Here is a 26,335-nt window from a genome sequence, read left to right as displayed (position 1 = left end):
CGTAAACTGAAACCAGTGGTACGATGAGACTGTGTCGCAAACCATGCTGCTGTTGCCTAACCGCGTAGGGCTCTGAATCGGCCAGGCCCCCTGCGCGGAGTTTTCTGCTCGCCTGGCGACTCAGATAACAGCAACAACAGCAAAGGATTTTCATCATGCGTACCTCTGGATTTACCAATCGTCAGCAAACCTCCGGAATGCCTCACGGCAAATATCGCCCGTTCCTGGACACCAACCCCATCTCACTTCCGGAACGGACTTGGCCCAACAACCGAATCACCAAAGCCCCACGCTGGTTATCCACCGACTTACGAGACGGCAACCAAGCCCTCATCGAGCCGATGGATCCCGCGCGTAAACGCGAAATGTTTGACCTCCTGGTGCGTCTGGGCTTCAAAGAAATCGAAATTGGTTTCCCGGCCGCATCCCAAACCGACTTTGACTTTGTACGTTCCTTGGTCGAGGACGACGCTATACCCGAGGACGTGACCTGTTCAGTCCTCTCGCAATCCCGCCCGGAGCTGCTGGAACGCACCCTGCAAGCCATTATGGGCTACCATCGCGCGACCGTACATCTTTACAATGCGACCGCCCCGGTCTTTCGCCAAATTGTGTTTCATAACGATAAAGCGCAAACCATCGAGATGGCAGTGTCCGGTACTCGTGAGGTCATCGCCGGAGCTGAAAAAATCCTGGGGGAGGACACGATTTTTGGATACGAGTATTCCCCGGAGATTTTCGTAGACACGGAAATCGATTTTGCCCTGGAGGTTTGCGAAGCTGTCATGGAAGTGTGGCAGCCCGACAGCGAGCGGGAAATCATCCTCAACTTGCCTACCACTGTGGAACGCTGCACCCCCAACGTTTACGCCGACCAAGTTGAGTACTTCTGCCGCCACATTTCGCACCGGGAACATGTCTGCGTTTCTGCCCACAACCACAACGACCGTGGCACCGGTATCGCGACCGCTGAACTGGCGCAGATGGCGGGGGCAGACCGGATTGAAGGATGCCTGTTAGGTCAAGGTGAACGAACTGGCAACGTTGACCTGGTCACTCTGGCGATGAACCTCTTTAGCCAGGGCATCGACCCGCAACTGGATCTGTCCAATCTTGATGAAGTTCGCGCTATCGTCGAGAGCTGCACACGCATGACCACCCCGCCGCGGCTGCCCTACGTGGGGGAACTGGTCTATACGTCCTTCTCCGGCTCCCATCAAGACGCGATTAAGAAAGGCTTCGCTGCACGCGAACAGAAGGTCCGGGACGCGGGCGGAGACGAAAAGCAAGTTATCTGGGAACTACCTTACCTGCCTATTGACCCTCACGATGTGGGGCGCAACTACGAAGCTATTGTGCGCGTAAACTCGCAATCCGGCAAGGGCGGTATCGCCTACCTGATGAAAGAGAATCATCACCTCGACCTGCCACGGCGCCTGCAAATCGAGTTTTCAAAGATTGTGCAGCGCACTACCGACCGCTTCGGTGGGGAACTGGGGGCGAACGACCTGTGGCAAATTTTTGCCGATGAATACTTGCCGGCGTCAGAAGCGGGGATTGACTCGCGTCACTGGGGGCGTTTCTTGCTTGACGGGGCACATGTTTCCTCCGTTCCGGCGCCTTCGGGTGGGGACACGGAAGTCTCGATCTCCCTCAACGACCGTGGTGTGAAGCTGCAGTTGGAGTCTTTTGGTAATGGTCCTATTGACGCTTTCGTCCATGCTTTCGAACAGATGGGCATGGAAGTGCGAATTTTGGATTATGTGGAGCACGCTTTGAGCGCCGGCCGGGATGCGACCGCTGCGGCTTACGTCGAGGCCGTGGTAGACGGCGAGGTGCTGTGGGGGGTCGGCATTGATTCCTCGACCATCCGCGCTGCCTATAAGGCTGTAATCTCGGCGATTAATCGGGCGCAGCGCCAATCCCAAGAGGACGGTTCGGTTACGTGTTCTTGAAAGTGCAACGTATCGTGATGACGGGTCAGAAGGCGACCGTGGTGAGGTTTTCGTTACTGGTTTAACTAACGTTGCAGGCTGGCTAGCGATGCTGATACCGCAGACTAACTGAGCTACTCCATATTTCGTGCAGTGGCGGGGAATAACCTGTTGCCGGCTTTATCTGTTTCGTCTGAGGTCTGATGCTCTTGCAACGATGAACATTGTTGCTTTGGGTCAGTTCGCGGGAAAACCGGAAATCAGCGCTGGAGGCTTTTTGCGGGAAAAAAATTTCAATGTACGCCATTAGCCTGGTTAAACAGATACCATAGTGTGGTTAGTTGACAGTTGTTCCCTCAGGAAGATGATGAAGTCGCAGAATACGGAAAAGACAGTAAATCTACGTGCGAAGTTGACTCTAGTAAACGTCCTGTTAGCGGTGGTGGCAGTGCTTGCATTAGGCGCCACTTGGGCGGGAATGTTTGTGGGTAACCGAACCATGAACGAATCAATTGAGCGCGCAAACGCAAATGAATCGCTGGCATCGTTGCTTAATCAGTGGAATACCTTGGAGATTCTAGAAGCGCGCCTTACCCACGAGTCAACGGGCGAGTTGGGACAGACAGTTGACACCTACCTCCAGGCTAATGACCAATTCGCGAAAGGCGTTTCAGAGGTCAAGACTGAGAAACTGAGTGGGGCAATGCTTCACTTATATCAAGAGATTAAGAATCTGGCTGATAATCACAATGATTTAGTTGCTGCCATGCAACAGGAGGCTCCTCAATTACCTGGGGGAGTAGCCGACGCAATGCGCAACCACGCTGCAGAGCTTTCAGCCACGTCTGAATCCATGAATGCCGCTATGGACCAGTTGGTTTCTCAAGTTGCGACAGATAAACAGTCTGATAAACGAGCCATCGCCTTAAGCTCTACTCTCAGCAGTACTTTCACGATTGTGGTTAGCGCTTTGGGTTTCATCGTCATGATTTTGCTCGGCTTGTTCTTGTCAAAGGCAGTGAGTCGTTCGGCAGCCCAAAACGTAGCGGCTCTTGACGCTTTAGCACGTGAAGATTTAACCGCAAAGCCACAACGTTTCAGCAATGATGAAGTGGGATATTTAACTCAACAATTCACAGTTGCGGTGGGGCAGCTGCGCAAGGTAACCGCGGATGTGGTGAACACGACTCGGGATGTTAACACCACTACAGCGCAGATGAGCGCTGATGGAGCGGCGATTATTGGCGAAGCTCGGAAGGCTTCCGAAACGGTGATTTCAGTGGCAGCCGCGGCTGAACAAGTCTCGGCTTCTATCTCTTCAGTGGCGGCCGCCGCAGAGGAAATGAGCAGTTCCATTAGAGAAATTTCCACTAACGCAGCTGAGGCATCGAAGGTGGCGACAGAAGCTACTGAAGTCGCTCAATCGACGAACGAAACGATGGTACAGCTCGGGTCGTCCTCGAAAGAGATTGGTGAAGTTATTGAAACTATTACCGCAGTAGCCGAACAGACCAATCTGTTGGCTTTGAACGCGACGATTGAGGCGTCCCGTGCCGGAGAAGCGGGGAAAGGATTCGCCGTGGTCGCCAGTGAAGTCAAAGACTTGGCTGCTGAAACTTCCAGAGCAACGGCTGAAGTTGCCACGAGGATTGAAAAGATTCAGCAAGACACGGACAGAGCCATCAAAGCCATTACGGAGATTAGCGATATTATCTCTCAACTCAATGACTTCCAGACGACTATCGCAGCAGCGGTGGAAGAACAAACTGCCACGGCAAACGAAATGTCTAAATCGATTACGGAGGCCTCAAATGGTTCCACCGAGATTGCTTCCAATATCCAAGACATCGCATCCGCAACCAGGGATTCTACAAATGATTTGGAAGATTCAGTGAAACGAGCCAAATCTGTGTCCGCAGAAACCGCATCTCTGGACGCGGAGATGAGTAATTTCGTTTACTAGAGGGAACGTGACAATCTATGGAAAGCCAAGAAACAGTGAATACTAAAGAATCGCTAGACTCCGTTGTCTCCGCATCTCCGCAAGTCAATAATTCCCCGACTGATCGCCAGAATCGGCGCAGCTCATTCAGGAAGGAATTCCTGGCTGTGGCGCTGCGAGGTATCGTGGCAATGCTGGTAATCCTGCTCATGTCCGCTGCAATCTCCGTCCTCTACGATGGGAAAGTCAACACCTCAATGGAGCTGTCCAGTGTCAGCGTCAATTTGAATGTGATGCACGCGGAAGTTAAACAAGTGACGAAATATCAGCTCGCAGCGGCAAATGATTTGGAAGCTGGACGGTCACCCCAAGAGTCTCAGGCAAATAGTGAAACTGCAGCTCAAAAGGTTACTGAATACTTGGATGAGTTTAAGAAACTGTCTCAAAGTAGCCAGATTGATGCGCAAATTGACAAGGTCGGCGCGCTGCAATCTGAAAACATCAAAATAGGTAAAGACATTGTTAATCAGTTGCAAGCTGATAAAGATCGAGATGTATCCGGATTAAAAGCAGCATTATTGGAGAACCTAGATTCTAGTGAAAGAGAAATCTCTACTCTAGGAGACCTGTTGCACAAGGAGCGCGCTGACGCTCAAGAGACTGCAGTCTCTACCACTTGGCTGACAGTTCTGTCGCAGCTGGTCATGGTAGTCATTATTGCCGTCCTGGTGGTGATATTGACGGCGAGGCTGCGCAAACGGATGAGCGCTTCGACAGATTCTATGCAACATGCTCTTCAGGCAATGGCAAAGCGAGACTTGACGGTAACAGCCGTGAGCCACACTGATGACGAAATTTCTGACATGGTGAATTCGCTCAATGCTTCACAGATACGTTTGCGTGAAATATTTGGTAAAGCGCATCAGACTGCCGTTACCGTTGCACAACAGGCATCTTACGTGGAGAGTCGCACCTCTAAAGCAGCCCAGGTAGTGGGGGAAAAGAACTTGCAGGCGCACGCGGTGGGAGGCGCAGCCGAGCAGGTTTCATTTAACGTGCAGACGGTTGCGGCAGGAGCTGAAGAAATGGGCAGCGCTATTCGCGAGATTAGCTCTAACGCGATTGAAGCTGCAAAGGTAGCTCAAGAGGCGACCAAGATTGCTGATAGCACCAGAAAGACTGTGGAAGAACTCAGTGTGTCTTCTCGAGAGATTGACGACGTGGTGCGCACGATTACCGAGATAGCCGGACAAACGAATTTGCTGGCTTTGAACGCAACCATCGAAGCTGCGAGAGCGGGAGATTCCGGAAAAGGATTTGCCGTCGTGGCAGGAGAAGTTAAGGATTTAGCTTCCGAAACTGCCAAAGACGCCGAGGAAATCACCCATAAGATTCAAAAGATTCAGGCTGACACTGAATCGGCAGTTGAAGCGATTCGCCGTATTAGCGAGATTGTAAATGAGATCAATGATTATCAAACTACTATTGCGGCAGCAGTAGAAGAACAAACTACGGTCACCAATGACATGTCAAGGTCTATTTCTGAGGCTGCTACCGGCTCGTCTGATATCGCGGCAAAGATTAATGAATATGCAGAGTCAGCTGCTAATGCCCAACAGCCAATCCAAGAATTGGCGAACACTAGCCTACGTATGAAACAGGCAGGGGAAGGTCTGAAGTCTCAGCTGGAACAGTTCAAATACGAGTAAGGCTTTGTTTTAAGCATCGCCCTGACTGCTGCGACATGCCCGGAACAGGTCTCAGTTTCGACTGGCACGGTGGCGGTTACGGTGCTGTTAGCTTTGTTCCTTGTCGCCGCGTAATGCCCTATTTCCACGAATTTTGGCTAATCTCTAAAGCCAGACGTGGCATAATGATTCTTGATGAGAACGTTTCGAGATGCGGCAGTTGTCTTGCGTACCCAGGACTTGGGAGAAGCTGATCGCATCGTGACCCTGCTGACTGAGAAACACGGGCTTTTGCGCTGCGTGGGGCGGGGAGTACGTAAGACCACTTCGCGCCTGGGCGCGCGACTGGAACCTTTTGGGACGGTCGACATTCAGATTCGCTGGGGCAAGTCCAACTTGCACCATATCGAACAAGTAGAAATCCTGGCACCCTACGGTCGCAGTCTCGCTAACGATTACGCTCGCTACACCGCTGCCAACCTGATGGTGGAAACCCTGGAACGTCTCACCGAAGACTCTTGGACTAACGAGAGGTACTACCACCTAACTATTGGGGCCTTGCACGCTCTCGCGACGGGGCGTCATGAGCCGTCTTTGATTCTGGATTCTTACCTGTTACGTCTCATGTCATTGGCGGGCTGGGCGGCAAGCTGCTGGGATTGCGCATCCTGCGGAGCCAGGGGACCGCACGAGTACTTTAATCCCAGTGGCGGCGGAGCGATGTGCGTAAACTGCAAGCTAACCGGGGCGCGCCCGGTTGATTCTGAGACGATGCGCTTGTTGGCAGCGTTGGCTACCGGAGATTGGCAAATTGCCCAAGAAAGCGGATGGAAGGCACGTGCCGAGGCCCATGCTTTAGTTTCGACCTTCGTGCAATGGCACGTGGAGCGTCGTCTGAAATCCATGTCCCTGCTGGAACTTGCTTAGGGCTACGACGTGGAAAAATCCTGGGTACGTAGCATCACTCCGCCGCGGGAGAATCCTGAGTTGCCGTCTGGATTGTCACGCGGGGCTGTCTCACACGTGGCAATCATCATGGATGGGAATGGGCGCTGGGCGAACGCACAGGGCTTGAACCGCACTGCCGGTCACGAGGCAGGGGAATACGCCCTGATGGACACCATTGCGGGAGCTGTCGAGGCGGGGGTGAAATTCTTAAGTGTGTACGCGTTTTCTACTGAAAACTGGAAACGCAGTCCGGCAGAGGTGAAGTTCCTGATGGGATATTCACGCCGGGTGCTGCGAGATCGACGCGATGAACTGAATGCTTGGGGAGTTCGCGTGCGGTGGAGTGGGCGGGAGGGGCGCTTGTGGAAATCGGTCCTCACCGAACTGCGGAGGGCAGAGACCTTGACCAGGGGAAACACCGGCACTCAGCTGATTATGTGTCTCAATTACGGGGGGCGTGCGGAACTCGCTGACGCGGCTCGGAAACTTGCCCAGCGAGTCGCAGCGGGAACACTAAATCCCGAGCGTATCACCGAGACTACTTTCGCTCGGGAACTGTATCTGCCGGATGTACCGGATGTTGACCTGCTCATTCGCACTTCCGGGGAACAGCGCACTTCCAACTTTTTGCCGTGGCAGGCAGCTTATGCGGAGCTCGTTTTCGCCCCCGAGCCGTGGCCCGAGTACGGTCGGGCGGCTCTGTGGCGGGATTTGCTGGCCTACCAGCACCGCGACCGTCGCTTCGGCGGGGCGATTGATAGACCGCAGTGACGATTAATCCAAGTGCAACGGGTGGGTCTTGCACGAATGACCGTTTTCAACGCGAAATTTAAGCGCGAACCATTCTCAAAAGCCCTCAACCTGCGGTAATGAATTTCCGCCGAACCCCGAATTTGGGAAACCGGGTCTGAAATCGGTCGTTCGTGCACAACTTGTCCCAGATTGAACCCCGGTTTTCCCGACTCCTAACCGCGGCACGGTAACGCCAACGAGCGGTAAGGTAAAAGTATGAGCAACGACGTTTTACCTTTTGAAACTGACGGTGTCATCGACCCGAAAAAACTTCTGGAATGGCTGCCCAAAGACCTCTTTATCGGCGGTAACTGGGAACCCGGCGCGGCGGGCGAGCGCTTCGAGGTCTTGAACCCCGCAACTGGCATCGCTTTAACGCAGGTCGCCAGCGGCAACGCCGCGGACGCCCAAGCCGCCTTAGACAGAGCCTGCGCGATCCAGCAAGAATGGGCCGCGACCCCGCCTCGTGAACGCGGCGAAATCCTCCGGCGAGCCTTTGAGCTAATGGACAGCAAATATCGCCGCGCCCTGGCAGTAACGATTACCCTGGAGATGGGTAAACCCCTGGTCCAAGCCAACGGGGAAGTCACCTACGGCGCGGAGTTTTTCCGTTGGTTTTCCGAAGAAGCCTGCCGGGTTCGGGGGGATTACTACCGCTTACCGGAAGGTAGCCTGCAGGCGATGGTCATCAAACGCCCGGTGGGACCCTGCGTGTTTATCACCCCGTGGAATTTCCCGCTCGCGATGGGAACTCGCAAGATTGGTCCTGCTGTAGCAGCCGGGTGCGTCTGCGTGTTGAAACCAGCGCGAGATACCCCGCTGACGGCGCTGTTCCTGGCGCGAATTTTGGAAGAGGCGGGTCTGCCCGCCGGGGTGCTTTCCGTGGTTCCCACCCTGCACTCCGGGGAAGTCAGCGACCCCTGGCTGCATGACTCACGGGTGCGGAAACTTTCGTTCACCGGTTCGACTGAAGTTGGTAAGGCTTTGCTGAAGACCGCGGCGGACAGCGTGTTGCGCACCTCTATGGAGCTCGGGGGTAATGCGCCGTTTGTGGTCTTTGATGACGCGGATGTGGATCGAGCGGTGGACGCCGCCCTCATCACCAAGATGCGCAACATGGGTGAGGCCTGCAACGCGGCGGATCATTTCTTTATTCAAGAGGGAGTTTATGACGAGTTCGTCACGAAGTTCGCCGCCGCGATGCGGGCGCAAAAGGTTGGCGACGGGATGAGCGAGGGTGTGGATGTCGGTCCGCTCATCAACCGCAGCCAACTTGATAAAGTTCGCGCCATGGTTGACAAGGCTCTCGCCCAAGGGGCGGAAAAAGTCGGTGGAACCGGCAACTTGGACCACCAAACCGTTGACCCTGGGGGATTCTATTACCCACCCACGGTACTCACGAACGTCAGCCCCGACAGTGAAATCGTCACCGAGGAAATCTTCGGGCCGGTCGCACCCGTGGTGCCTTTCCGCACGGAAGAGGAACTGGTGCGCCTGGTCAACGCCGACCGGATGGGCTTGGGCGGATACGTACATACTTCCTCGTGGGAGCGCATTTTGCGCCTGGCACAGCGCATCGAAATTGGAATGATTGGATTCAACTCCGCCACGATTTCCAACGCCGGAGCACCTTTTGGCGGGGTCAAACAGTCCGGGCTGGGGCGTGAAGGCTCCACCGAGGGGATTGCGGAATACCTCGAGACGATTTATATCGGTTTGCCAGCGCCCAAACTCGCGTAAACCCGCAGCGCCTAGATAAACAGCCTAGATGAACAGCGAGGGATCGATGTTCATATCGGGACTGACCGGTTTCTTGGGATTGCGCAGCTTCGCCGGCACTCCCAGGGCGATACGCCCGGCAGGAACGTCCTTGACGACTACGGCGTTGGCGCCGATTTTGGCGCCGTCTCCGATGTTGATGGCGCCCAGGACTTTTGCGCCGGCACCCACCATGACCTCATTACCCAAGGTCGGGTGGCGTTTGCCCCGGTTCATGGACTGCCCGCCCAGGGTCACCCCGTGAAAAATTAGGCAGTCCTCGCCAACAACCGCGGTTTCTCCGATGACCACCCCGGTTGCGTGGTCGATAAAGAGTCGGCGTCCGATGGTCGCGGCCGGGTGGATGTCTACTCCCGTGATGAGGCGGGCGAATTCCTGAATCAGACGCGCAATCATTTTAAAACCATTGACCCAAAACCGATTGGACAGCCGGTGTGCCCACAGAGCGTGAACTCCCGGATAAGTGAGCGCGACTTCTAAGCGTCCGCGTGCGGCGGGGTCACGTTTCAAAGCTGTGTCCAAGTCCTCCAACAGCAAGTCCCGCACGCCGAGTTTATTGGCGGGCAGATGCCGTGGCGGGGTGGTGTGTCTCACGAAAGTCATCAGGACGGGTACTTCCTCTGGTTGGTTGAACGACCGGACGCTAACTATTCTAGGCTATCGTTCCCGAGGCTCGTTTCGGGCGGCTTGTCCGGCAAGTTAAAGTGCTCTGCTTGAGTCCGCCCGAGCCGGTCCGAGCCAGCCCGGGAGGGTCGGGTCATCCCCGTTCATTCGCCGAAACTGCACCAGGGCGGTGGGTTCAATCAGCCTGGTTGTCGCGGTTCCTCAGTCGCCCAAGTGCGCGAACAGTACCGTGGACAGGTAGCGTTCGCCGGTGTCGGGAAGCAAAGTCACCACGGTCTTGCCGGCAAATTCAGGTCGTGCGGCGAGGGCAGCGGCTGCCGCTAGGTTCGCCCCGGAGGATATCCCAACCAAAAGACCTTCTTGCGTGGCGGCTTTCCGCGCCGTCTCGATGGCATCGTTAGAGGTCACCGTTATGACTTCGTCAACGGTTGCACGGTCGTAGTTATCGGGCACAAAGTTGGCGCCAATCCCCTGAATCTTATGGGCACCTGCCTGACCGGTGGACAGCAGAGCCGATTCTGCCGGTTCTACTGCCACGACCCACACTTCTGGGTTCTGTTCCTTGAGGAACTTTCCAACCCCGGAAACCGTGCCGCCGGATCCCACTCCAGCCACAAACGCGTCAACGTGTCCCTCAGTCTGTTCCCAAATTTCGGGACCGGTGGTGCGGTAGTGAATCTCAGGATTGGCAGGATTATCGAACTGCCCAGCGAATACAGCTTCGGGGTGGTTCGCTAAGTAGTCCTTGGCAGCTTTAACTGCGGCTGCCATCCCCCCTGCGGGGTCGGTCAGCAGCAACTCTGCCCCATAAGCCTTCATCAGCTGTCGACGCTCCACGCTCATGGAGGATGGCATCGAGATGACCACCCGATACCCCAGCGCAGCCCCCACCATGCACAGGGCAACCCCGGTGTTACCGCTGGTAGCCTCCACAATAGTGCCACCGGGCTGGAGCGCACCCGAGGCTTCGGCAGCGCGAATAATCGCCAAGCCGGGTCGGTCTTTTACCGAACCACCAGGGTTCGTGAACTCCATTTTTGCCAGCACCTTTGCGCCGGTTCCCGCGGGTAGTATCCGATTAATCTTCACCAGAGGAGTGTGTCCGATAGTTGCCGTGACGTCGTTCGCATAGCTCATTGTTAATCCCTTAAATCTCTTTTTCGGTATTTCTGTTCGTTTTCCTGACAGTGCAGTCTATTACAACCGTGAGCGCACTACTTTTATTCCCGCCTCGCCAAAAGTTACCGGCGCGCCGAGCTGGGCGGCGAGAGACGCGGCGAGTTCGTCCTGGGTGCAGCCTTCCACCGCCAGTTCAAACGTGACCCGGTTTGACCAGGTTACACTCAGGGGTTTGCAGTTTCGCGAGTGTAGCCAAGATTCCAGGGCAGCCGCGCGGTTAGCGGCGACGTCAAAGGACACCACAGGTGCGGATTTGACCTCAATTCTTCCCGCAGCCGCAATAGCGCCCTGCGCTGCCTCACTGTAGGCTCGCACTAAGCCGCCAGTTCCCAGCTTTATCCCGCCAAAATATCGTGTCACTATCACGCAAACGTTTTGCATTTCGCTGCCCAGTAACACATCGAGCATGGGACGCCCGGCGGTTCCACTGGGCTCCCCGTCGTCATTGGAATGCTGGACCGCTTGCACACCGTGTTCCCATCCTGCAGGCAAATAAGTAAAAGCTGAACAGTGATGGCGCGCATCGGGATACTGTTTCCGTTCGGTTTCGATTACCTGACGGGCGGTGGGTTCATCCACGATACCTTGTGCCACTCCCAGGAAACGCGACCGTTTAATTTCCAGCTCGAAATATCCCGGTGCGTCCTCGGCGATGGTCACGTAACGATGCCTCATCCTTTTACCTCACGGTGGTTCAGTTTGATAAAAATATAAAATTGTTGCTAACATTGTATGTCTTGTGAACAATCACCAACTGAAAGGAGCGCAGGGCAATGGCAGTACCCAAGCGCAAAATGTCCCGCGCCAACACTCGTGCACGTCGTTCTGCTTGGACGGCTAAGTTGACGCAGCTTGATAACGTTAAGGTTCAGGGTCAGGAAGTCGCGATTCCGCGTCGCCTGGTGAAGGCTTACCAGACTGGCCGTTTGACCGTCGAAGACTAACAAGGTCGATATTCGCGACGCCCGGCCCCGGTGCTGGGCGTTACGTGTTTAAGCATCTCAAAAGTTATTTCGGGCAGGTTTCCGGGTAAGGCTCGGAGATGGAGGCAGCACCGTGGTGGACTTGAGCAGAGTCGAAATCGTTTTGTTGGATATGGACGGCACCTTGACAGATTCCGTGTCTCGTATTACCGAGTATTTTGCAGCTTTGGATTTGGAGCTGCACGGTCGGATGCTTTCGCCCGACGCTTACAAGAAATATGTGGGTCCGCCTCTCGCTGATTCGATGCGGGATATGGAACCGGATGCTGACGAGCAACGAGTGGCTTTCATGGTCGCGCGGTATCGTGAAATGTATTGGCCCAATGCTATTGATGTGCCGCTTTATCCCGGTATCCGGGAAATGCTGGAAAAGCTGCGCGCTCGGGGATACCGCCTGGGCTTGGCTACCACCAAGTCTCAAGAGATGTCTTTGCAGATTCTCCAGCACTTAGGCATAGCAGATTTCTTTGAGGTCGTTTCGGGGGTGATCCCGGACACGTCGCGGGTGGACAAACCTGCGGTAATTGCCTGGGCTTTGCAACAATTTGGCGTGGAGGAACCACAGGACAAGCGGCGTGTTGTGATGGTTGGGGATCGGTTCTATGACATCGAGGGTGCTCAGATTAATGGCATTTCGGCAATTCTGACTACCTGGGGCGATACGACTCAACCAGGCGAAGAACGCGGGGCTGTCCAGGTCGTCTCGACCCCTGCCGAGCTGCTGAGCGCTTTGGGCGTCCATCCGGGAAAGAACTAACCGGCGTGGCAACTCAACAGATGTCTATCAGCTCTTGGAATTTCACCGGATCAAATCTGGTGGTAGCGGGGGATAACCTGCCCGTACTGGAGCAGCTACCAGACGAGTCTTTTCAACTCATTTATATAGATCCACCGTTTAATACGGGAAAGGTGCAGTCGCGTCAGTCCCTTAAAACCGTGCGTTCCGATGCCCCGGTTGCTGGTTCACGGGTGGGGTTTCAGGGGCAAACTTATGAGACTGTGCGCGGGAAAGTTACCGCCTATAATGATAGTTTTTCTGATTATTGGGGTTTCCTAGAGCCTCGCTTAGAGCAAGCCTGGCGTTTACTGGCTCCCACCGGGACGTTATACCTGCATTTGGACTATCGTGAGGTTCACTACGCAAAAGTGTTGTTGGATGCGCTGTTTGGGCGGGATTGTTTCCTGAATGAGATTATTTGGGCGTATGACTACGGAGGGCGTTCCAAGCGAAAATGGCCCGCCAAACATGACAATATCCTGGTATATGTTAAAGACCAAAAACAGTATTATTTTGATTCCGATTCAGTGGATCGTGAACCTTATATGGTTCCCGGCTTGGTCACTCCGGAAAAGGCGGCACGGGGCAAACTTCCGACTGACGTGTGGTGGCACACTATAGTTTCCCCTACCGGAAAGGAAAAGACCGGATATGCCACCCAAAAACCCGAGGGTATTTTGCGGCGCATCGTCCAGGCTTCGAGCCGTCCGGGGGACTGGGTATTAGATTTTTTTGCAGGTTCCGGCACGACCGGGGCAGTCGCGGGCACTCTTGAGCGCCGTTTCGTATTAATAGATGAAAACCCGGAAGCTATTGAGATTATGCGTCGCCGGTTAAGTCGGGCGAACATTTCAGTGGAGTATCTCTCAGAGTAAGGCTCGCTTCGTGAATGTGAAAGTACCAAAGATTACCCGGAGACGCAGTCCCGAAGTGTTAGCGCCAGCAGGAAACTTGCGGGTGTTAAAGACCGCGGTGGATTACGGCGCGGATGCGGTGTACTGCGGCGGGGCAGAATTCGGGATGCGCGCAGCGTCGAAAAACTTCACGTTAGAGGATATTGAACAGGGTATTCACTATGCCCACGCTCACGATGTCCGGGTCTATGCCACCGTGAATATCATTCCTGGCAACGCAGAAGTTGCGGGAATGAATGCTTACTTGGGGGCACTGGCGGAAATCGGAGTGGATGCGCTCATTGTTACGGATATTGGTGTTTTGATGGCAGCTCGACAGATTGCACCGCATACTGAGCTGCATATTTCCACTCAAGCCGGGGTGATGAACTATCAGGCAGCAGCCGCTTTGCATGAGCTGGGCGCAAAACGGGTCGTTTTAGCCCGGGAGATGAGTTTGCCGGAGATTCGAGAAATGCGTGCGAAAATTCCCGGTGACTTAGAGATTGAGGCATTCGTACACGGTTCCATGTGTATGGCTTTTTCCGGGCGCTGTTTGATTTCAAAATACACCACGGGACGGGATGCCAATCATGGAGACTGCGCCCAAAGCTGTCGATGGAAATATCATGTGGTCGAGGAAAAACGCCCCGGTGAGTTTTTTCCCGTCGAGGTGACGGATAATGGCACCTACCTGTTCAATTCTCAGGATCTGAACATGCTGGCACACCTGGATGAGGTTATTGCCGCTGGGGTCACCAGCTTGAAAATAGAAGGCCGTGCCAAGGGTGAGTATTACGTCGCGGCTCTCACCAATGCCTATAAAACCGCGGTCACTACGTATCTGAACGGAAAGGAAAACGCGACTGACCTGGCACGTGACGATACTTTTGCCTTGCCTGAATGGGTCTTGCAAGAACCGTACAAAGTAACCCACCGAGAGTACAGTACCGGCTTCTTTTACCCCGAAAAAACAGTCGGCGAAAGCATTACCCGAGGCGGGTATATTAGTGATTGGCTGTGGTTGGGCACTGCGGTAGATTATGACACGGTTACGCAGCGCCTGACGGTGCTTTCTCGCAATAAGATGGTGCCAGGACAGCAAGTAGAGTTCCTGATGCCAGGAGCTGAGCCAATTCCGTTCCAGATACCTTCTGCGGGGATACGTGACGAAACGGGGGAAATGGTGAATGAAATTAATCACCCGGCACACGAGTTTTCTTTCCCATGCACGCAGATTATTCCCCCTGGCGCAATGCTGCGCGGGAAAGCCCGTTAGGGGTATCCACAGCCGAGTTACTGGCTGGGGCATAAGGTCGGATCACGCTTTGAGGGAATAGGCTTCAATCTGGTCTTGGGCTAGGGTGTAAGTGTGCACATTGAGTATCAAAATGATTTAAAACCCGGTCAAGCCGAAATTTTGGTTCGTGACCTGCTGGAAGTCTCTTTTGGACCCGAAGAACTGGGAAACCCTGATGATTTGATTACAGAGCTAGCGGGCAGCGGACTCCAGGTATGCTCAGCATGGGACGGTTCACGACCATTAGGGGCGGCAATCGGTTGGCTTGCCACCCCGGAAATTACCATGCTCAGTTGGCTGGCGGTTAGTCCCTTGACTCGCGGACATGGCGTCGGCTCTGAGCTGTTTCACCGGGCTATCTCGCAGTGGGAATTGTGCCACAACCCACTCTTGATTTTGGGGGAAGTGGAAAATCCTCATCTGCACGTAGCTTCTGAACAGCATGGCGATCCGCGTCGACGGTGGGCGTTTTATCAACGATTGGGTGCCAAATATCTGGACTTTCCTTTCGAGATGCCCCGACTCAGCCCGAATGTACCGGTGGGCGAGGACATGTGGCTAGTGAGTTTTGCCGGTCGGGCACACGGCGCTATTGACCATCAAACCGGTGAGCTTTCCGGTCTGGGCGTAGGCAGCGCGCTGCGGGAATTCCTGGATGCTTATTTGCGAGACAGCGCCGAGACTCGTGACGAGAACGGCAAATACCGCCAGCCGGTAGAGCGGATGCTGGAAGCAGCAGCGCAACTCGACTAATTTCATGGGTTCTGCCACACGCTACACGCTAAACCTGCCACTGTGCCCGGAGACGGCGACGATTTAAAGCGTGGGGTCGGCAGCGAGGACTTCGGCAACCTCGGAGCGAGTAGGGGAGTAGGCTCCGACTTTGCTGACCGTGAGTCCCGAACTGATAGTGGCTCGGTGTAAAGCTGGTTGCACGTCACCCAGACGCGCTTGCCGTAGCCGGGCTTTAGCTGCTCCTGAGCCAAGCAACCCCGCGTCGAGCAAACCAGAAATCAGCCCCGCCATAAAAGAATCTCCGGCGCCCACAGTGTCCGCGACCTCTATATTGAGCGGATCTACTACCAGCATGTCCCGGTCGTTCGCGCACAGCACATAGGAACCCCACGGTCCGCGAGTGGCAATGACCAGCCCAGGTCCCATACTTTTCCATTTGTGCAGCACCGACTCGAGGGGCACGCCCTCGCCGTAGAGCCAGGCAATATCCTCATCACTGGCTTTCACCACATCAGCGAGCCTGATGATTTCTTCAATCTGAGGTCGGACTTCCTCTGGTGTACCCATCAGTGAAGGACGCACATTTGGGTCGTAGCTGACGGTTCCCCGAATCGCCATCGACTTTACTGCTGCCACCACTGCACCAGCGCCGGGCGCGAGCGTTGCGGCGAAACTGCCGGTATGCAGATGGCTAATCTGAGTTGCGTCCGGCAGCGGTGGCACTTGCCAATCCAGCTCGAAGTCGTAGGTCGCCCGACCCGCGGAGTCGATATGGGCGTTAGCAATCGGGGTTTTTTCAGCATGGTCGCTGCCCGCGATAATCTCTACCCCGGCAGAGAGCAAGTGAGCTTCAAGGCGGTTGCCCCGGGAATCATCACCCCACCAAGACGCGAGTGCGGTGGGATGTCCCAAACTGGTCAAACCGCACGCCACATTCAAGGGGCTACCGCCCACTTTTTCTTCAACCTCGCCGGCACGTTCAATGACGTCAATTAGTGCTTCACCTAAACACAGTACCGGCATTCCCGTTGAATTCATCTTTGCCATGGTTACTACTCCGCACCTAGTTTTTAGAGATTTCTGTCAGCGGAATCCCCTTTGCCTCCGGCATGACTTTCTGCGCCCAAAGTGATTGAGCGCGCATACCAATAAAGAATACACGGAATATGCCGTCGCTGCCCGGAAATGTAATCGCTGAAACAATCAGCCAGAAGTCATGGTGACTTACCGGATATTGTCATTACTGTTGTTGGTGGGAACTAATTTGCCAGCTCGAAACGGCGTTAGAAGCTGCGAGGAAATCACGGAACGGACCTTCCTCAGCCGTTAGCTCGTCTACCGAACCAGCTTGTATGACCTGTGCCCCTGAAGAATCGTCGGGCTGCAAAAATACGACCTTATCAGCATCGCGAATGGTCGAAAGTCGATGCGCGACAACAATTACAGTTCGCCCCACAGCCAGGTCACTAATTACTTTCGTGATGGCTGATTCATTCTCGCTATCCAATGCGGAAGTGATTTCGTCTAGCAACAAAATCGGGGCGTCTTTCAAGAAAGCGCGAGCAATCGCCACCCGCTGGCGCTCCCCACCGGAAAGGCTTTGACCAGCTGGTCCGACATTTGTCTGCCAACCATGGGGCAGAGCCTCGATGACTTTGTCCAGTTGCGCACGTTTGGCAGCCGATTCAAGTTCGGCGTCACTCGCATCGGGTTTAGCTATCCTGAGGTTTTCCGCAATAGTCATATCGAACAGATAGACATCCTGGAACACGAACGAAATCATTTCCATGAGGTCTTTGGTGGGAATATCCCGTACATCTGCGCCACCGATTTTCACGGAACCGGAATTGGCATCCCAGAACCTGCCCACCAGACGCAAAATGGTTGATTTACCAGCACCCGAGGGACCCACCAGAGCCGTAATCTGTCCCTGTTCCGCCACCAGGCTGATGTCATTCAAGACCGGGCAATTATCCACGTAGCGGAAAGAAACTCCCGCGAACTCTATGTCTTCGCCCTGAGGCAGCTTCTGTTGAGTTGTGCTCGGCTCGGGAAGTGGTCTGGCATCTATAATCTCGGTTACGGAGTCGAGGGCTACCTTTACGTTATTCAGCTCAGAGGCAATCAAAGCAGCTTTCGTCAAGGGGTATAGCATCCGGGCGGTAATCGCCATAATCGCTAAAAACGTGATGGGGGTAAGGGCGGTTTGGTTCACCAGGCACACTCCCACGCACACTATGGCAGCAAAAGCGGTGTGTACCACAAAGGTAAAAGCCTGCCCCGGTCGACTTTTGATTCTCAGCCCGTCGAGAGTTGCTTTCGAATCTGCCTTCAGTGCGATAGTAACCGGATCCCAAGAACTGGACCTGCCCGTCGCTCGTAGGACGGTCTGAAGCCGGGCAAATTCAATCAGTCGACCAGCGGCTTGCTGCGCAGAACGATTTTCAAGCTCATTTGCCCTGGTGAGAGCAGCTTGCATACCTCGCCAGATGAGATAGAGCGGGATGATTACCGCGGTCATGATTAATGCCAGAGGCCAAGAAATGAATGCGGTGGCAATAATCATCACCAACGGCACGATGAATGAGTTACAAAGCGTTGGAATCACGATTGAGGCAAAGTGTGACAGCGTGTTCACCTCTCGGGAAGTCGCATTGGCGACTGCCGCCTCTCGCTTTGCGTTGAACCAACCGAGCGGAAGTCCCAGTACGTGCTCAGCGATACGAGAAATCATTGTGTCGCAAACTACAAAGACACTCACTCGATACGATGAAAACATGGCAACCGCGTCGACGATAAACGTTGCCAGACCCAGAACTGTCAGCACAATTAGCCAAAACACAGTCTGGTCTGAACCGGAATAGAAACTCTGCATGAACCAGATTGTGACCGAAAGCGTCAACCCCTGCAGCACTGCTGAGGCTACGAACCACGAAATTATGGTGCGAAGCTGTGCACCGTCAGCGATTTTAGTCATTGATTTCCACATATCCTGACCTACCTCACCATCTGAGTCCGCCACATAGTGGCATATCGCCCGTCTTTTTCCATTAATTCGTCGTGGCAACCACGCTCAACAATCTGACCGTCTTCGATTACCAAGATTTGATCCACATTGCGGATTGTCGCCAGACGATGCGCAATAACAATTACCGTTTTACCCGTGGTTAACTTCGCGAGAGCTTCATGTATTTGCTGCTCGGAGCGGGGATCAGCTTGGGCTGTCGCTTCGTCAAGAATCAGAATCGAAGCATCCTGCAGATATGCCCGTGCCAGAGCCACACGCTGTTTTTCACCACCGGAGAGGAACCCGCCCTCGTCACCCAGAATCGTGTCATAGCCATTCGGTAGCTGCATGATGCGCTCGTGAATACAGGCGGCTTTCGCGGCTGCTTCTACTTCCGAGAGGCTGGCGTCAGGTTTGGCTAGCGCAATGTTATTAAATACGCTGTCATGAGCGAGTGCCACATCTTGCAGCATTATTGCCACAGAACCGAGCAACAAAGTATTACTGGCATCGCGCACGTCAACCCCATTGACCAAAACTGTCCCGCTGTCCGCTTCATAGAACCGGGCAATCAGTTTTGCCAACGTTGACTTGCCGCCACCTGAGGGACCTACCAGGGCGGTAACCGTGCCCGGCTGGGCGGTAAAGGAAACCTCTTTGACAGCTGGCGTGTCTGGTTCATACGAAAAAGTGACGTCGCGCATCTCCACTCTGCCCATGTCAGAGGCATCACCCGTAGTTTGGCTACCGAATTTCATTGGTTCCAGAGAAAGTAATTTGACAGTACTCTGCGCAGCGAGTCTCGCTTCGTAGAGATGCTGTAACAGACTGATTAGCGTGGCTAAGCCATCGGGAACACCCGGTGCAATCAAAAAGAACGGCAGAGTATCGGCAATCTGCATCCAACCGTTCTTTACGAAAATAACTGTCAACAGTGCCACAGTCACAAAAATCACTGCGGGACGAAGCAGCGCACCGATACTAGAAACGGCTTTACCTGATTGTGAAACCCAGCTGTACGAGATGCTGGAAAATTTTTCTCTGGCCTCATTGAACTTTGTTTTTGTGGCGTCTACGGCTTGAAAGTTTTTAATCTCTTTGATGCCTTCCAGCATTTCCACGGTGGCATTAGCCAGACCGGTTTGCGCCTCCCCAAAACGCGCGGTTAAGTCGCCGTACCCGCGCATATTGAGTACGTAAATTAATGAAATTACGGCAATCCAGAGACCAAACAGCACCAGGCACAATCGCCAATCCACCCACAGCAGGTAGCCGAACCCCGCGACCAGAGACATAACCGCATTCGTGGCATCTCCAGGTAGGTGCGCCACCATAGTGTGCACGGCCGCGGTATCGTCACAAACCATCTTTCTGATTTGCCCGCGCGAGTAGGCGTTTACCTGACCCAAGGGCAAATTGGCTAATGCGTCGACGACTTGTTGACGCATCTTGTGGCGAAGTTTTGCTTCGGAGAGGTGCGTAACGCCCAGACCTGCTACATAGAGAGACTGTCCGATAAAAAGTGAGATGAAGGCACTTGCAGCCCAGAACCAGATGTTTCCGGTCAGACCGTCTCGAGTAACATCGTGTAGCCAGATTAGAGCCATTTGGTGCAGCGAGATGTAGGGCATTATGCCTAGTATTGCCCCGCATGCGGTGAGCAGACCGGAGACAATCATCGACGTTCTTGCGGGTTTAATTAAGTCTGCAACAGACATCTTTTTCATGTAGAGCCTTTCAGAAAAATAGACACAATATGGTGGTCACAATCCAGATTGCGACCACCAGCGCCCAGTCGCGTACTCGCCAAGGGGCGGAAATTAATTCGGTACGTTTAGGAAAAGCGCCGAAGCCACGGGAATCCATCGACAATGCGACTCTCTCACCGTGTTGAACGGCGAGAATCGCCAACGGAACCAGCGAGCCTGCCCAACGCACTACCGGTGCAAAAATCCCGTAGCGCTGCCCGACTCCACGCAGGGCTTTTGCGGTTCGCAGTACTTTGAAGTCGTTCTGGAAGCGGGTAATAAAACTCACCGCCGCGATACCGGCGGAAGTGATTCGGTAGGGCACTTTAAAAGTCTGGTTTAAGCTCACCAGCATCTTTGTCGGGTCGCTATAGATGCCCGAAAGCAGAACTAAAGCTACCAGGGCTCCAATTCCGCTGCCGGCGGCATAGTTCGTGCCAACATCGTTTAGCCTTGACGCCATAGAGAGAACGTCGTTGTCAGAGAACATCCAAATCATAAAAGCAGCAACCAGCCACGAACCGAGGATGCTTCCCCAGGTACGTGTCCGGTTTGCTCCTGCCAGCAGCATCGCCAGGCTGGACACGGAGAGCAGCGAAAAATTAACCACCGGATTTTTGAGGACGAATATCGTCACCATGAGTGGCACGAGTGCGATAAACAAAGTCAGGGGATTGAAGCTGTCGAAAAGACCGCGAGTTTCGTGCTGCGGGAGGACAGCCGGAGCCGTAACCTGTGGGGAAAATGGCAGTGCGATTATGTGTGAGCAGTATTTTTTGGCGAGCTCCAAATCATGCGTAGCCATAATGACCAGGTGCCCTGTAGAGCACAGTTGCTGGATGAACTCCATCAACTCGCAAGTGTTTGCCCAGTCTTGTCCGTAAGTCGGCTCATCGAGAACGATTACTTTGCGTTGCTCCGCCACCATCGTGGCTACGGAAAGCCGCCGTTGCTGACCACCAGAAAGCGTTAGTGGATGTTGCTCGCTGACTGCTTGCAGATGGAAACGATTCAAAAGGTCGTTGATTTGGGAATCCGTTACCTTTCCGACGCTCAGTTCTTTGCGTACGGTGGCTGCCACCATCTGGTGTTCAGGATTCTGAAACACATAACCCACCTGGTGATTGCCCTTTTTTAGGGGGATGCCCGTAACCGAAGCATTGCCCTCGAAACGCAGCAGACCGGCAAGGGCAGAGAGCATTGATGATTTTCCGGCACCGTTTTGTCCGATTACTGCGACGAAATCGCCAGCAGCGAACTCTGCGCTGATGCTTGGACAGCGGCGCGGTACCGAAAAGTCATTTAGCTTCAGCAGTGCCTCCGGTCGCGCGGATACCGACTCTCCGGTCTCGTGCCATCCCGAGTCGTCCCTCATCCAGTATTTAACTTGACTGTCACAAAACTCGTTTAGCTGTGGCAATTCAATGCCGGCTTCGGAGCAAGTCAGCGCTTCCTTGCACCCCGAACGGATCGCTCGCGGCAACCAGATTCCGCAACGCGCTAATTCCTGGGTGTGGTTTAAGAACACTTCGCGTGGCGTTCCCGCCGCGATGATTTCACCTTTTTCGTTCAACGCAAGCACGGAATCACAGATTGGCAGCAACGGATCTAAATCATGGTCAATCACGATGACTCCGATGCCCTGGTGAACCAGCTGTTCAATTAGGTCATAAAAATCTCTACTTCCAAGGCTGTCAATAGTTGAAGTGGGTTCATCTAGAACCAGCAACTTCGGACGCATTGCCAGCACCACAGCTATTGCCAGACGCTGACGTTGTCCACCGGATAAGGTCCAAGGACTATCATGCAGCTTTTCGCCCAAGCCGACCTGCGCAGCAGCCTGTACTACCCGCGATTCAATCGTATCTGGATCCAGACAGAGATTTTGTAGTGCAAACGCGATGTCATCATGCACGCTACGCGTGATTACGGCAGCATCGGGGTTCTGCCCCACATAGGCAACCTGCCGGGCGATAAACTCTACACTGGCATCGGCGATTTGTGTCCCACGCAACTCGACACAGCCTGAATATTCACTCGGTAAACAATGCGGTATCAATCCACAGATGGTCCTGACCAAAGTGGTTTTACCGCAGCCAGAGGGACCAATGACAGCGCAAACTTGTCCCTCCAGGTAGCTCAGGTCAACATCAGACAGAACCCACTTTTCTTGACCGTAATAGTGGACACTAAGCCCCCGAACTTTCAGGCTCTCTTTAACCTGATTGCATGTCTGATTAAGCACGGTTAGCCACACCCACGCCTGCCTTGTTCAACAGGCGAGTAATGCCTACAGTTACCAGCCCGCCCAGCAGGGCTGAAACGATAGAAGTAACCACATATGCCGTGCCAAACGGTATCCCTATAGCTTCCTTGAGCATGGTCAAGTAGAGGAATCCATTCAACAGACCAAAAACTCCTGCAGAAATCATGAATGCCCAGGTCTTCCACTGGCGGTAAAGCATTACTGCGAGGGGAACTTCGATGTACAGACCCCCTATCAGATTTCCGATTATAGCCATGGGACCGGTAGGCGTGACGAAGATACAAATTACGCCGATAATGAGGGAGGCTAGCATGGTGGCACCCGGACGGCGAACAATAGTCGAAGGCAACAGATAGGGGATAACCCAAAACCCCATGATAGAACAGCCAATCAAAACGCCCCGCGGGGAAGTGGCGAGCAGTGGCGAAATGTAGTTCAGAGGGAGCAAAATAATTAGCCCAACCACTGCTAATGCAGCTACGGTCATCAAGTTCCGGGTTCCAAGTACGGAGTTTGCCAACCCCTTTCTGGATGAAGTGTGCACCGTTGCTGTTGTTTCCTCAATATTTTCAGTCATAGCTCTTAACAAAACCTTCTCAGACAATGAAATAACAAAAAGCGTTAATTAGGTTAGCCTAACCGTGTTAAATTTGAAAGTGTTGGTTCACCTGGGGTTTTAAGTGCAGAAATTTGGTATCAGCACAGTTTTACTCAGTGTCTCATGCGACTGCATCGCTGCCGCTTTCTATTTGGTGTTTCGGCGGCGCAATGCCCACTGGGCATTGCTTTTATGCCGCCTACACCGTTTTCGCGACGGCTCATTCTCGCTACGCTCAATGCCGTCGCGCAATTTGTTTGATTCCCGTTGGGGCATATTTGTGGAGCGGGCGACGGAGGTTTTTAGGGTGTTTCGGCTAAAACGGCACATTGGTGCCGTTTTTTAACGCCTCCACCGTTTTACTCAGCGGCTCATGCGACTGCGTCGCTGCCGCTGAGCGAACCCGTTCGATTCCCGTCGTGGTCCGCTAAATGTTGAAGATGCCGAGCAAAAGCTCGGCATCTTCAACAGATACTTAGACGTCGAAAATGATAAAAACCACTTTAGCCCTTGAATCCCTGTTGAGCAGGGGTTTTGTCGTTTCTGGGGTTGTTCGCTGGCGTGCTGGAGGTTCAGTAATCGGGTGCTCGTCCCCGATCTTCCCGTTGGATTGGTGCATATTTCTGGTTGAGGGGGTCTGCTGGTGGGCTTGCGTTAGCGGATATCTGGCGAGGGGGCGTGCCCTCAATTGTGATTGATAAGACCGTTCCCACCTTCGACCTTGTGGGGCGTCCTGGCTCGCGCGCATGTCTCCATCTTCACGAAGAATCACATGCAAAATTACATGTAGTATCTCGCGCATATTGTGAAGATATTTTGCATGCATTTATGGTAAAATGAGGCGTTGACGGTAACTCGTGGTGAAGGAGGCGATGGTGCGGAAGCGTACGGCGAAGAAGTCGATGAAGCACATCAACATCGGCGACCTTGGACGTGGTCAGGCATCGAAGCTGCTCAAGGAAGTGGCTGATGGTGACGATGTGGCCTACGTGTTGCGTTACGGAAAGCCTCTCGTGGTGGTCATGTCGCATGAGCGTTACGAGCGATTGATGGAAGATGGAGTTGACCCGAATGAGCACTGAGAAAACAACGAACTATGTCAGCTTCATTTGGAAGATCGCCAACCTGCTGCGCGGTGACTACAAGGAGCACGAGTACGGAGACGTGATCTTGCCGTTCACGGTGCTCACCCGACTCGACTCCGTGCTCGTTGACACGAAGACCGACGTGCTTGCAATCCGTGACCAGAAGGGTGTCCCGGCTGAGGTCAAGCGCATCCAATACGCGAGAGCTACCGGCTATCCGTTCTGGAACGCCTCCAGGTTCACGCTGCACACGCTCAAGAACGATCCTGACAACCTGGAGGGCAACCTACGCTCCTACGTGGAGGGCTTTTCGCGGAACGCCCGCGACGTGCTGAAGTCCTACGACTTCTACACCGTGATCGATCGGCTGGATCGCTCCGATCTGCTCTACCAAATCGTCGATGCTTTCACCGACCCAGCCGTAGACTTCTCACCTGCAGCGGTCTCCAACGAGGATATGGGTTCGATCTTTGAAGAACTGATCCGGCGCTTCAACGAACTGTCGAACGAAACCGCAGGTGAGCACTTCACCCCGCGTGAAGTCATCCAGCTCATGGTCGAGGTGCTGTTCGACCCAGACATGAACGCGATCTGCGAGCCCGGCTTCATGGCGTCGCTGTATGACCCAGGGGTCGGCACCGGTGGCATGCTTTCTGCCGCGATTGAACGAGCCCACGAGCTCAACGAAGGGGCGCGGATTGAGGTGTACGGGCAGGAACTCAACCCGCAAACCTACGCGGTGGCAAAGTCCGACATCCTCATCAAAGGTGACGACGCCGAACGCATCTACTTCGGCAACTCGCTGACCGCTGACAGAACAGCTGGACGAACGTTCAACTACATGCTGTGCAACCCGCCCTTTGGCGTGGAATGGAAGAAGTACGCCGACCCGATCAAAGACGAAGCCGAGAAGCGAGGGTGGAAGGGCCGGTTCGGTGCCGGTCTGCCGCGTATTTCGGACGGGTCGTTCCTGTTCTTGCAACACATGATCTCGAAGATGAAGCCCTACGATCCGGCTGATATCCAGAACGCGCCGGGCACTCGGATCGGGATCGTGTTCAATGGATCGCCGCTGTTCACCGGCTCGGCTGGGCAAGGTGAGTCGAACATTCGCCGCTGGATTCTTGAAAACGACTGGCTGGAAGCCATCATCGCCCTGCCTGACCAGATGTTCTACAACACCGGTATCCTCACCTACGTTTGGGTGCTCTCCAACCGTAAAGCGTCAATCCGCAAAAACAAGGTGCAACTGATCGACGCCACCGGACTCTTCGCCAGGATGCGCAAACCGCTCGGCGAAAAACGCAAATACTTGACCGAGGACAACATCGCCCAGATCGCGCGCATCTACGGCGACTTCACCGAGGACGAGCACTCCAAGATCTTTGACACCTGCGAGTTCGGCTTCCATGAAGTCACGGTGGAACGTCCGCTACGTTTGAACTTCACCGCCACACCCGAACGAATCGAGCGACTCTGGGAGCAGACCCCGTTCAAGAATCTGGCCACCTCGAAGAAACGCAGCGAACCCGCCCGTAGCCAAGAGATCAAGGACGGCAAGAAGACCCAACAGGCGATCATCGATACCCTCGAAACCCTCGACGGGCAGCAGGTGTGGAAGAACCGAGACGAGTTCACGGCCGTACTCAAGAGTGCCTTCAAGGGCGCTGGGTTGGCTGTGCGTGCCCCGCTGCTAAAAGCAATCGTGACGGCCCTGGGTGAAACCGATCCGACCGCAGACATCTGCCGCGACGCCAAGGGCAACCCGGAACCTGACCCGGCGCTACGTGACACCGAACAGATCCCGCTCGCCGAAGACATCGACGCCTACATCCAACGCGAAGTCATCCCCTACGCGGCTGACGCCTACGTCGACCCCGACAAGACCAAGATCGGCTACGAGATCCCCTTCACCCGCTACTTCTACCAGTACGAAGAACTCGGCAACCCCACCCAAACCCTGGCCGAAATCCAAACCCTCGGAGCCGAAATCCAAGCCTCCATCGCCAAACTATTCAACGAGCAGGTGAACTAAATGGATGCCTACGAACACTAC

21 protein-coding genes are annotated in these 26,335 nt (G+C 54.2%); 13 read left to right on the top strand and 8 right to left on the bottom strand.

Going from position 1 to position 26,335, the window contains the following annotated elements; all coding sequences use genetic code 11:
• The first annotated feature begins 155 nt into the window (after positions 1–155).
• From leuA to HMPREF0576_RS04395, 6 genes are all read left to right on the top strand, one after another.
• Positions 156–1,955, top strand: a complete 1,800-nt coding sequence (gene leuA, locus HMPREF0576_RS04420) for a 2-isopropylmalate synthase (RefSeq protein WP_004010859.1) — start codon at positions 156–158, stop codon at positions 1,953–1,955.
• A 343-nt stretch (positions 1,956–2,298) separates the two neighbouring features.
• Positions 2,299–3,897, top strand: a complete 1,599-nt coding sequence (locus HMPREF0576_RS04415) for a methyl-accepting chemotaxis protein (RefSeq protein ID WP_004010858.1) — start codon at positions 2,299–2,301, stop codon at positions 3,895–3,897.
• Between the two features lie 17 nt (positions 3,898–3,914).
• Positions 3,915–5,585: a methyl-accepting chemotaxis protein gene (locus HMPREF0576_RS04410; protein WP_004010857.1), complete on the top strand. Its 1,671-nt coding sequence runs from the start codon at positions 3,915–3,917 to the stop codon at positions 5,583–5,585.
• 174 nt (positions 5,586–5,759) lie between these two features.
• Complete coding sequence (gene recO, locus HMPREF0576_RS04405) at positions 5,760–6,491, top strand: DNA repair protein RecO (protein WP_004006998.1); 732 nt, start codon at positions 5,760–5,762, stop codon at positions 6,489–6,491.
• 9 nt (positions 6,492–6,500) lie between these two features.
• Positions 6,501–7,283 (top strand): polyprenyl diphosphate synthase, encoded by a 783-nt coding sequence (gene uppS / locus HMPREF0576_RS04400; protein ID WP_004010856.1) that lies wholly within the window; start codon positions 6,501–6,503, stop codon positions 7,281–7,283.
• A gap of 237 nt (positions 7,284–7,520) precedes the next feature.
• Positions 7,521–9,044, top strand: coding sequence for an NAD-dependent succinate-semialdehyde dehydrogenase (locus tag HMPREF0576_RS04395; protein ID WP_004010855.1), 1,524 nt, complete (start codon positions 7,521–7,523; stop codon positions 9,042–9,044).
• Between the two features lie 24 nt (positions 9,045–9,068).
• Here HMPREF0576_RS04395 and cysE read toward each other — a convergent pair whose 3' ends face one another.
• The 3 genes from cysE to HMPREF0576_RS04380 form a co-directional block, all read right to left on the bottom strand.
• Positions 9,069–9,686, bottom strand: coding sequence for a serine O-acetyltransferase (cysE, locus tag HMPREF0576_RS04390; protein WP_004010854.1), 618 nt, complete (start codon positions 9,684–9,686; stop codon positions 9,069–9,071).
• 222 nt (positions 9,687–9,908) lie between these two features.
• Positions 9,909–10,844, bottom strand: coding sequence for a cysteine synthase A (cysK, locus tag HMPREF0576_RS04385; RefSeq protein WP_004010853.1), 936 nt, complete (start codon positions 10,842–10,844; stop codon positions 9,909–9,911).
• A 60-nt stretch (positions 10,845–10,904) separates the two neighbouring features.
• Positions 10,905–11,561 (bottom strand): IMPACT family protein, encoded by a 657-nt coding sequence (locus tag HMPREF0576_RS04380; RefSeq protein ID WP_004010852.1) that lies wholly within the window; start codon positions 11,559–11,561, stop codon positions 10,905–10,907.
• Between the two features lie 98 nt (positions 11,562–11,659).
• On the opposite strand from HMPREF0576_RS04380, the gene rpmF reads away from it, so the two are divergent.
• From rpmF to HMPREF0576_RS04355, 5 genes are all read left to right on the top strand, one after another.
• The gene (rpmF, locus tag HMPREF0576_RS04375; RefSeq protein WP_004006992.1) at positions 11,660–11,830 is read left to right on the top strand and encodes a 50S ribosomal protein L32; all 171 of its coding nucleotides are present in this window, start codon (positions 11,660–11,662) and stop codon (positions 11,828–11,830) included.
• A 112-nt stretch (positions 11,831–11,942) separates the two neighbouring features.
• Positions 11,943–12,626, top strand: coding sequence for an HAD hydrolase-like protein (locus HMPREF0576_RS04370; RefSeq protein ID WP_004006991.1), 684 nt, complete (start codon positions 11,943–11,945; stop codon positions 12,624–12,626).
• 20 nt (positions 12,627–12,646) lie between these two features.
• The gene (locus tag HMPREF0576_RS04365) at positions 12,647–13,522 is read left to right on the top strand and encodes a DNA-methyltransferase (RefSeq protein WP_004010851.1); all 876 of its coding nucleotides are present in this window, start codon (positions 12,647–12,649) and stop codon (positions 13,520–13,522) included.
• Between the two features lie 10 nt (positions 13,523–13,532).
• The gene (locus tag HMPREF0576_RS04360; RefSeq protein WP_004010850.1) at positions 13,533–14,819 is read left to right on the top strand and encodes a peptidase U32 family protein; all 1,287 of its coding nucleotides are present in this window, start codon (positions 13,533–13,535) and stop codon (positions 14,817–14,819) included.
• A 93-nt stretch (positions 14,820–14,912) separates the two neighbouring features.
• Positions 14,913–15,593, top strand: a complete 681-nt coding sequence (locus tag HMPREF0576_RS04355; RefSeq protein ID WP_004010849.1) for a GNAT family N-acetyltransferase — start codon at positions 14,913–14,915, stop codon at positions 15,591–15,593.
• Between the two features lie 63 nt (positions 15,594–15,656).
• Here HMPREF0576_RS04355 and HMPREF0576_RS04350 read toward each other — a convergent pair whose 3' ends face one another.
• From HMPREF0576_RS04350 to HMPREF0576_RS04330, 5 genes are all read right to left on the bottom strand, one after another.
• A complete protein-coding gene (locus HMPREF0576_RS04350; RefSeq protein WP_004010848.1) occupies positions 15,657–16,622 on the bottom strand; it encodes a PfkB family carbohydrate kinase in 966 nt (321 codons plus the stop codon).
• A gap of 193 nt (positions 16,623–16,815) precedes the next feature.
• A complete protein-coding gene (locus HMPREF0576_RS04345; RefSeq protein ID WP_004010847.1) occupies positions 16,816–18,597 on the bottom strand; it encodes an ABC transporter ATP-binding protein in 1,782 nt (593 codons plus the stop codon).
• Positions 18,573–20,309 carry an ABC transporter ATP-binding protein gene (locus tag HMPREF0576_RS04340; RefSeq protein ID WP_004010846.1) on the bottom strand — a complete coding sequence of 579 codons (1,737 nt, stop codon included), beginning with the start codon at positions 20,307–20,309 and terminating at the stop codon, positions 18,573–18,575. Before HMPREF0576_RS04340 ends, HMPREF0576_RS04345 begins: the two co-directional genes overlap by 25 nt.
• A gap of 10 nt (positions 20,310–20,319) precedes the next feature.
• Positions 20,320–22,575 carry an ATP-binding cassette domain-containing protein gene (locus tag HMPREF0576_RS04335; RefSeq protein ID WP_004010845.1) on the bottom strand — a complete coding sequence of 752 codons (2,256 nt, stop codon included), beginning with the start codon at positions 22,573–22,575 and terminating at the stop codon, positions 20,320–20,322.
• Positions 22,568–23,173 (bottom strand): ECF transporter S component, encoded by a 606-nt coding sequence (locus tag HMPREF0576_RS04330; RefSeq protein WP_004010844.1) that lies wholly within the window; start codon positions 23,171–23,173, stop codon positions 22,568–22,570. Before HMPREF0576_RS04330 ends, HMPREF0576_RS04335 begins: the two co-directional genes overlap by 8 nt.
• Positions 23,174–24,066: 893 nt before the next feature.
• Here HMPREF0576_RS04330 and HMPREF0576_RS04320 point away from each other — a divergent pair.
• Entirely contained in the window at positions 24,067–24,276 is a 210-nt protein-coding gene (locus HMPREF0576_RS04320) for a type II toxin-antitoxin system Phd/YefM family antitoxin (protein ID WP_006548061.1), read from the top strand.
• Positions 24,266–26,314, top strand: coding sequence for a type I restriction-modification system subunit M (locus HMPREF0576_RS04315; RefSeq protein WP_004010842.1), 2,049 nt, complete (start codon positions 24,266–24,268; stop codon positions 26,312–26,314). Before HMPREF0576_RS04320 ends, HMPREF0576_RS04315 begins: the two co-directional genes overlap by 11 nt.
• Positions 26,315–26,335 lie beyond the last annotated feature (21 nt).

The organism is Mobiluncus holmesii ATCC 35242, from assembly GCF_000185445.1.
GTDB lineage: Bacteria > Actinomycetota > Actinomycetes > Actinomycetales > Actinomycetaceae > Mobiluncus > Mobiluncus curtisii.
Note: the sequence above shows the minus strand (reverse complement) of the source record. Positions and strands in the feature narration are given on the sequence as shown.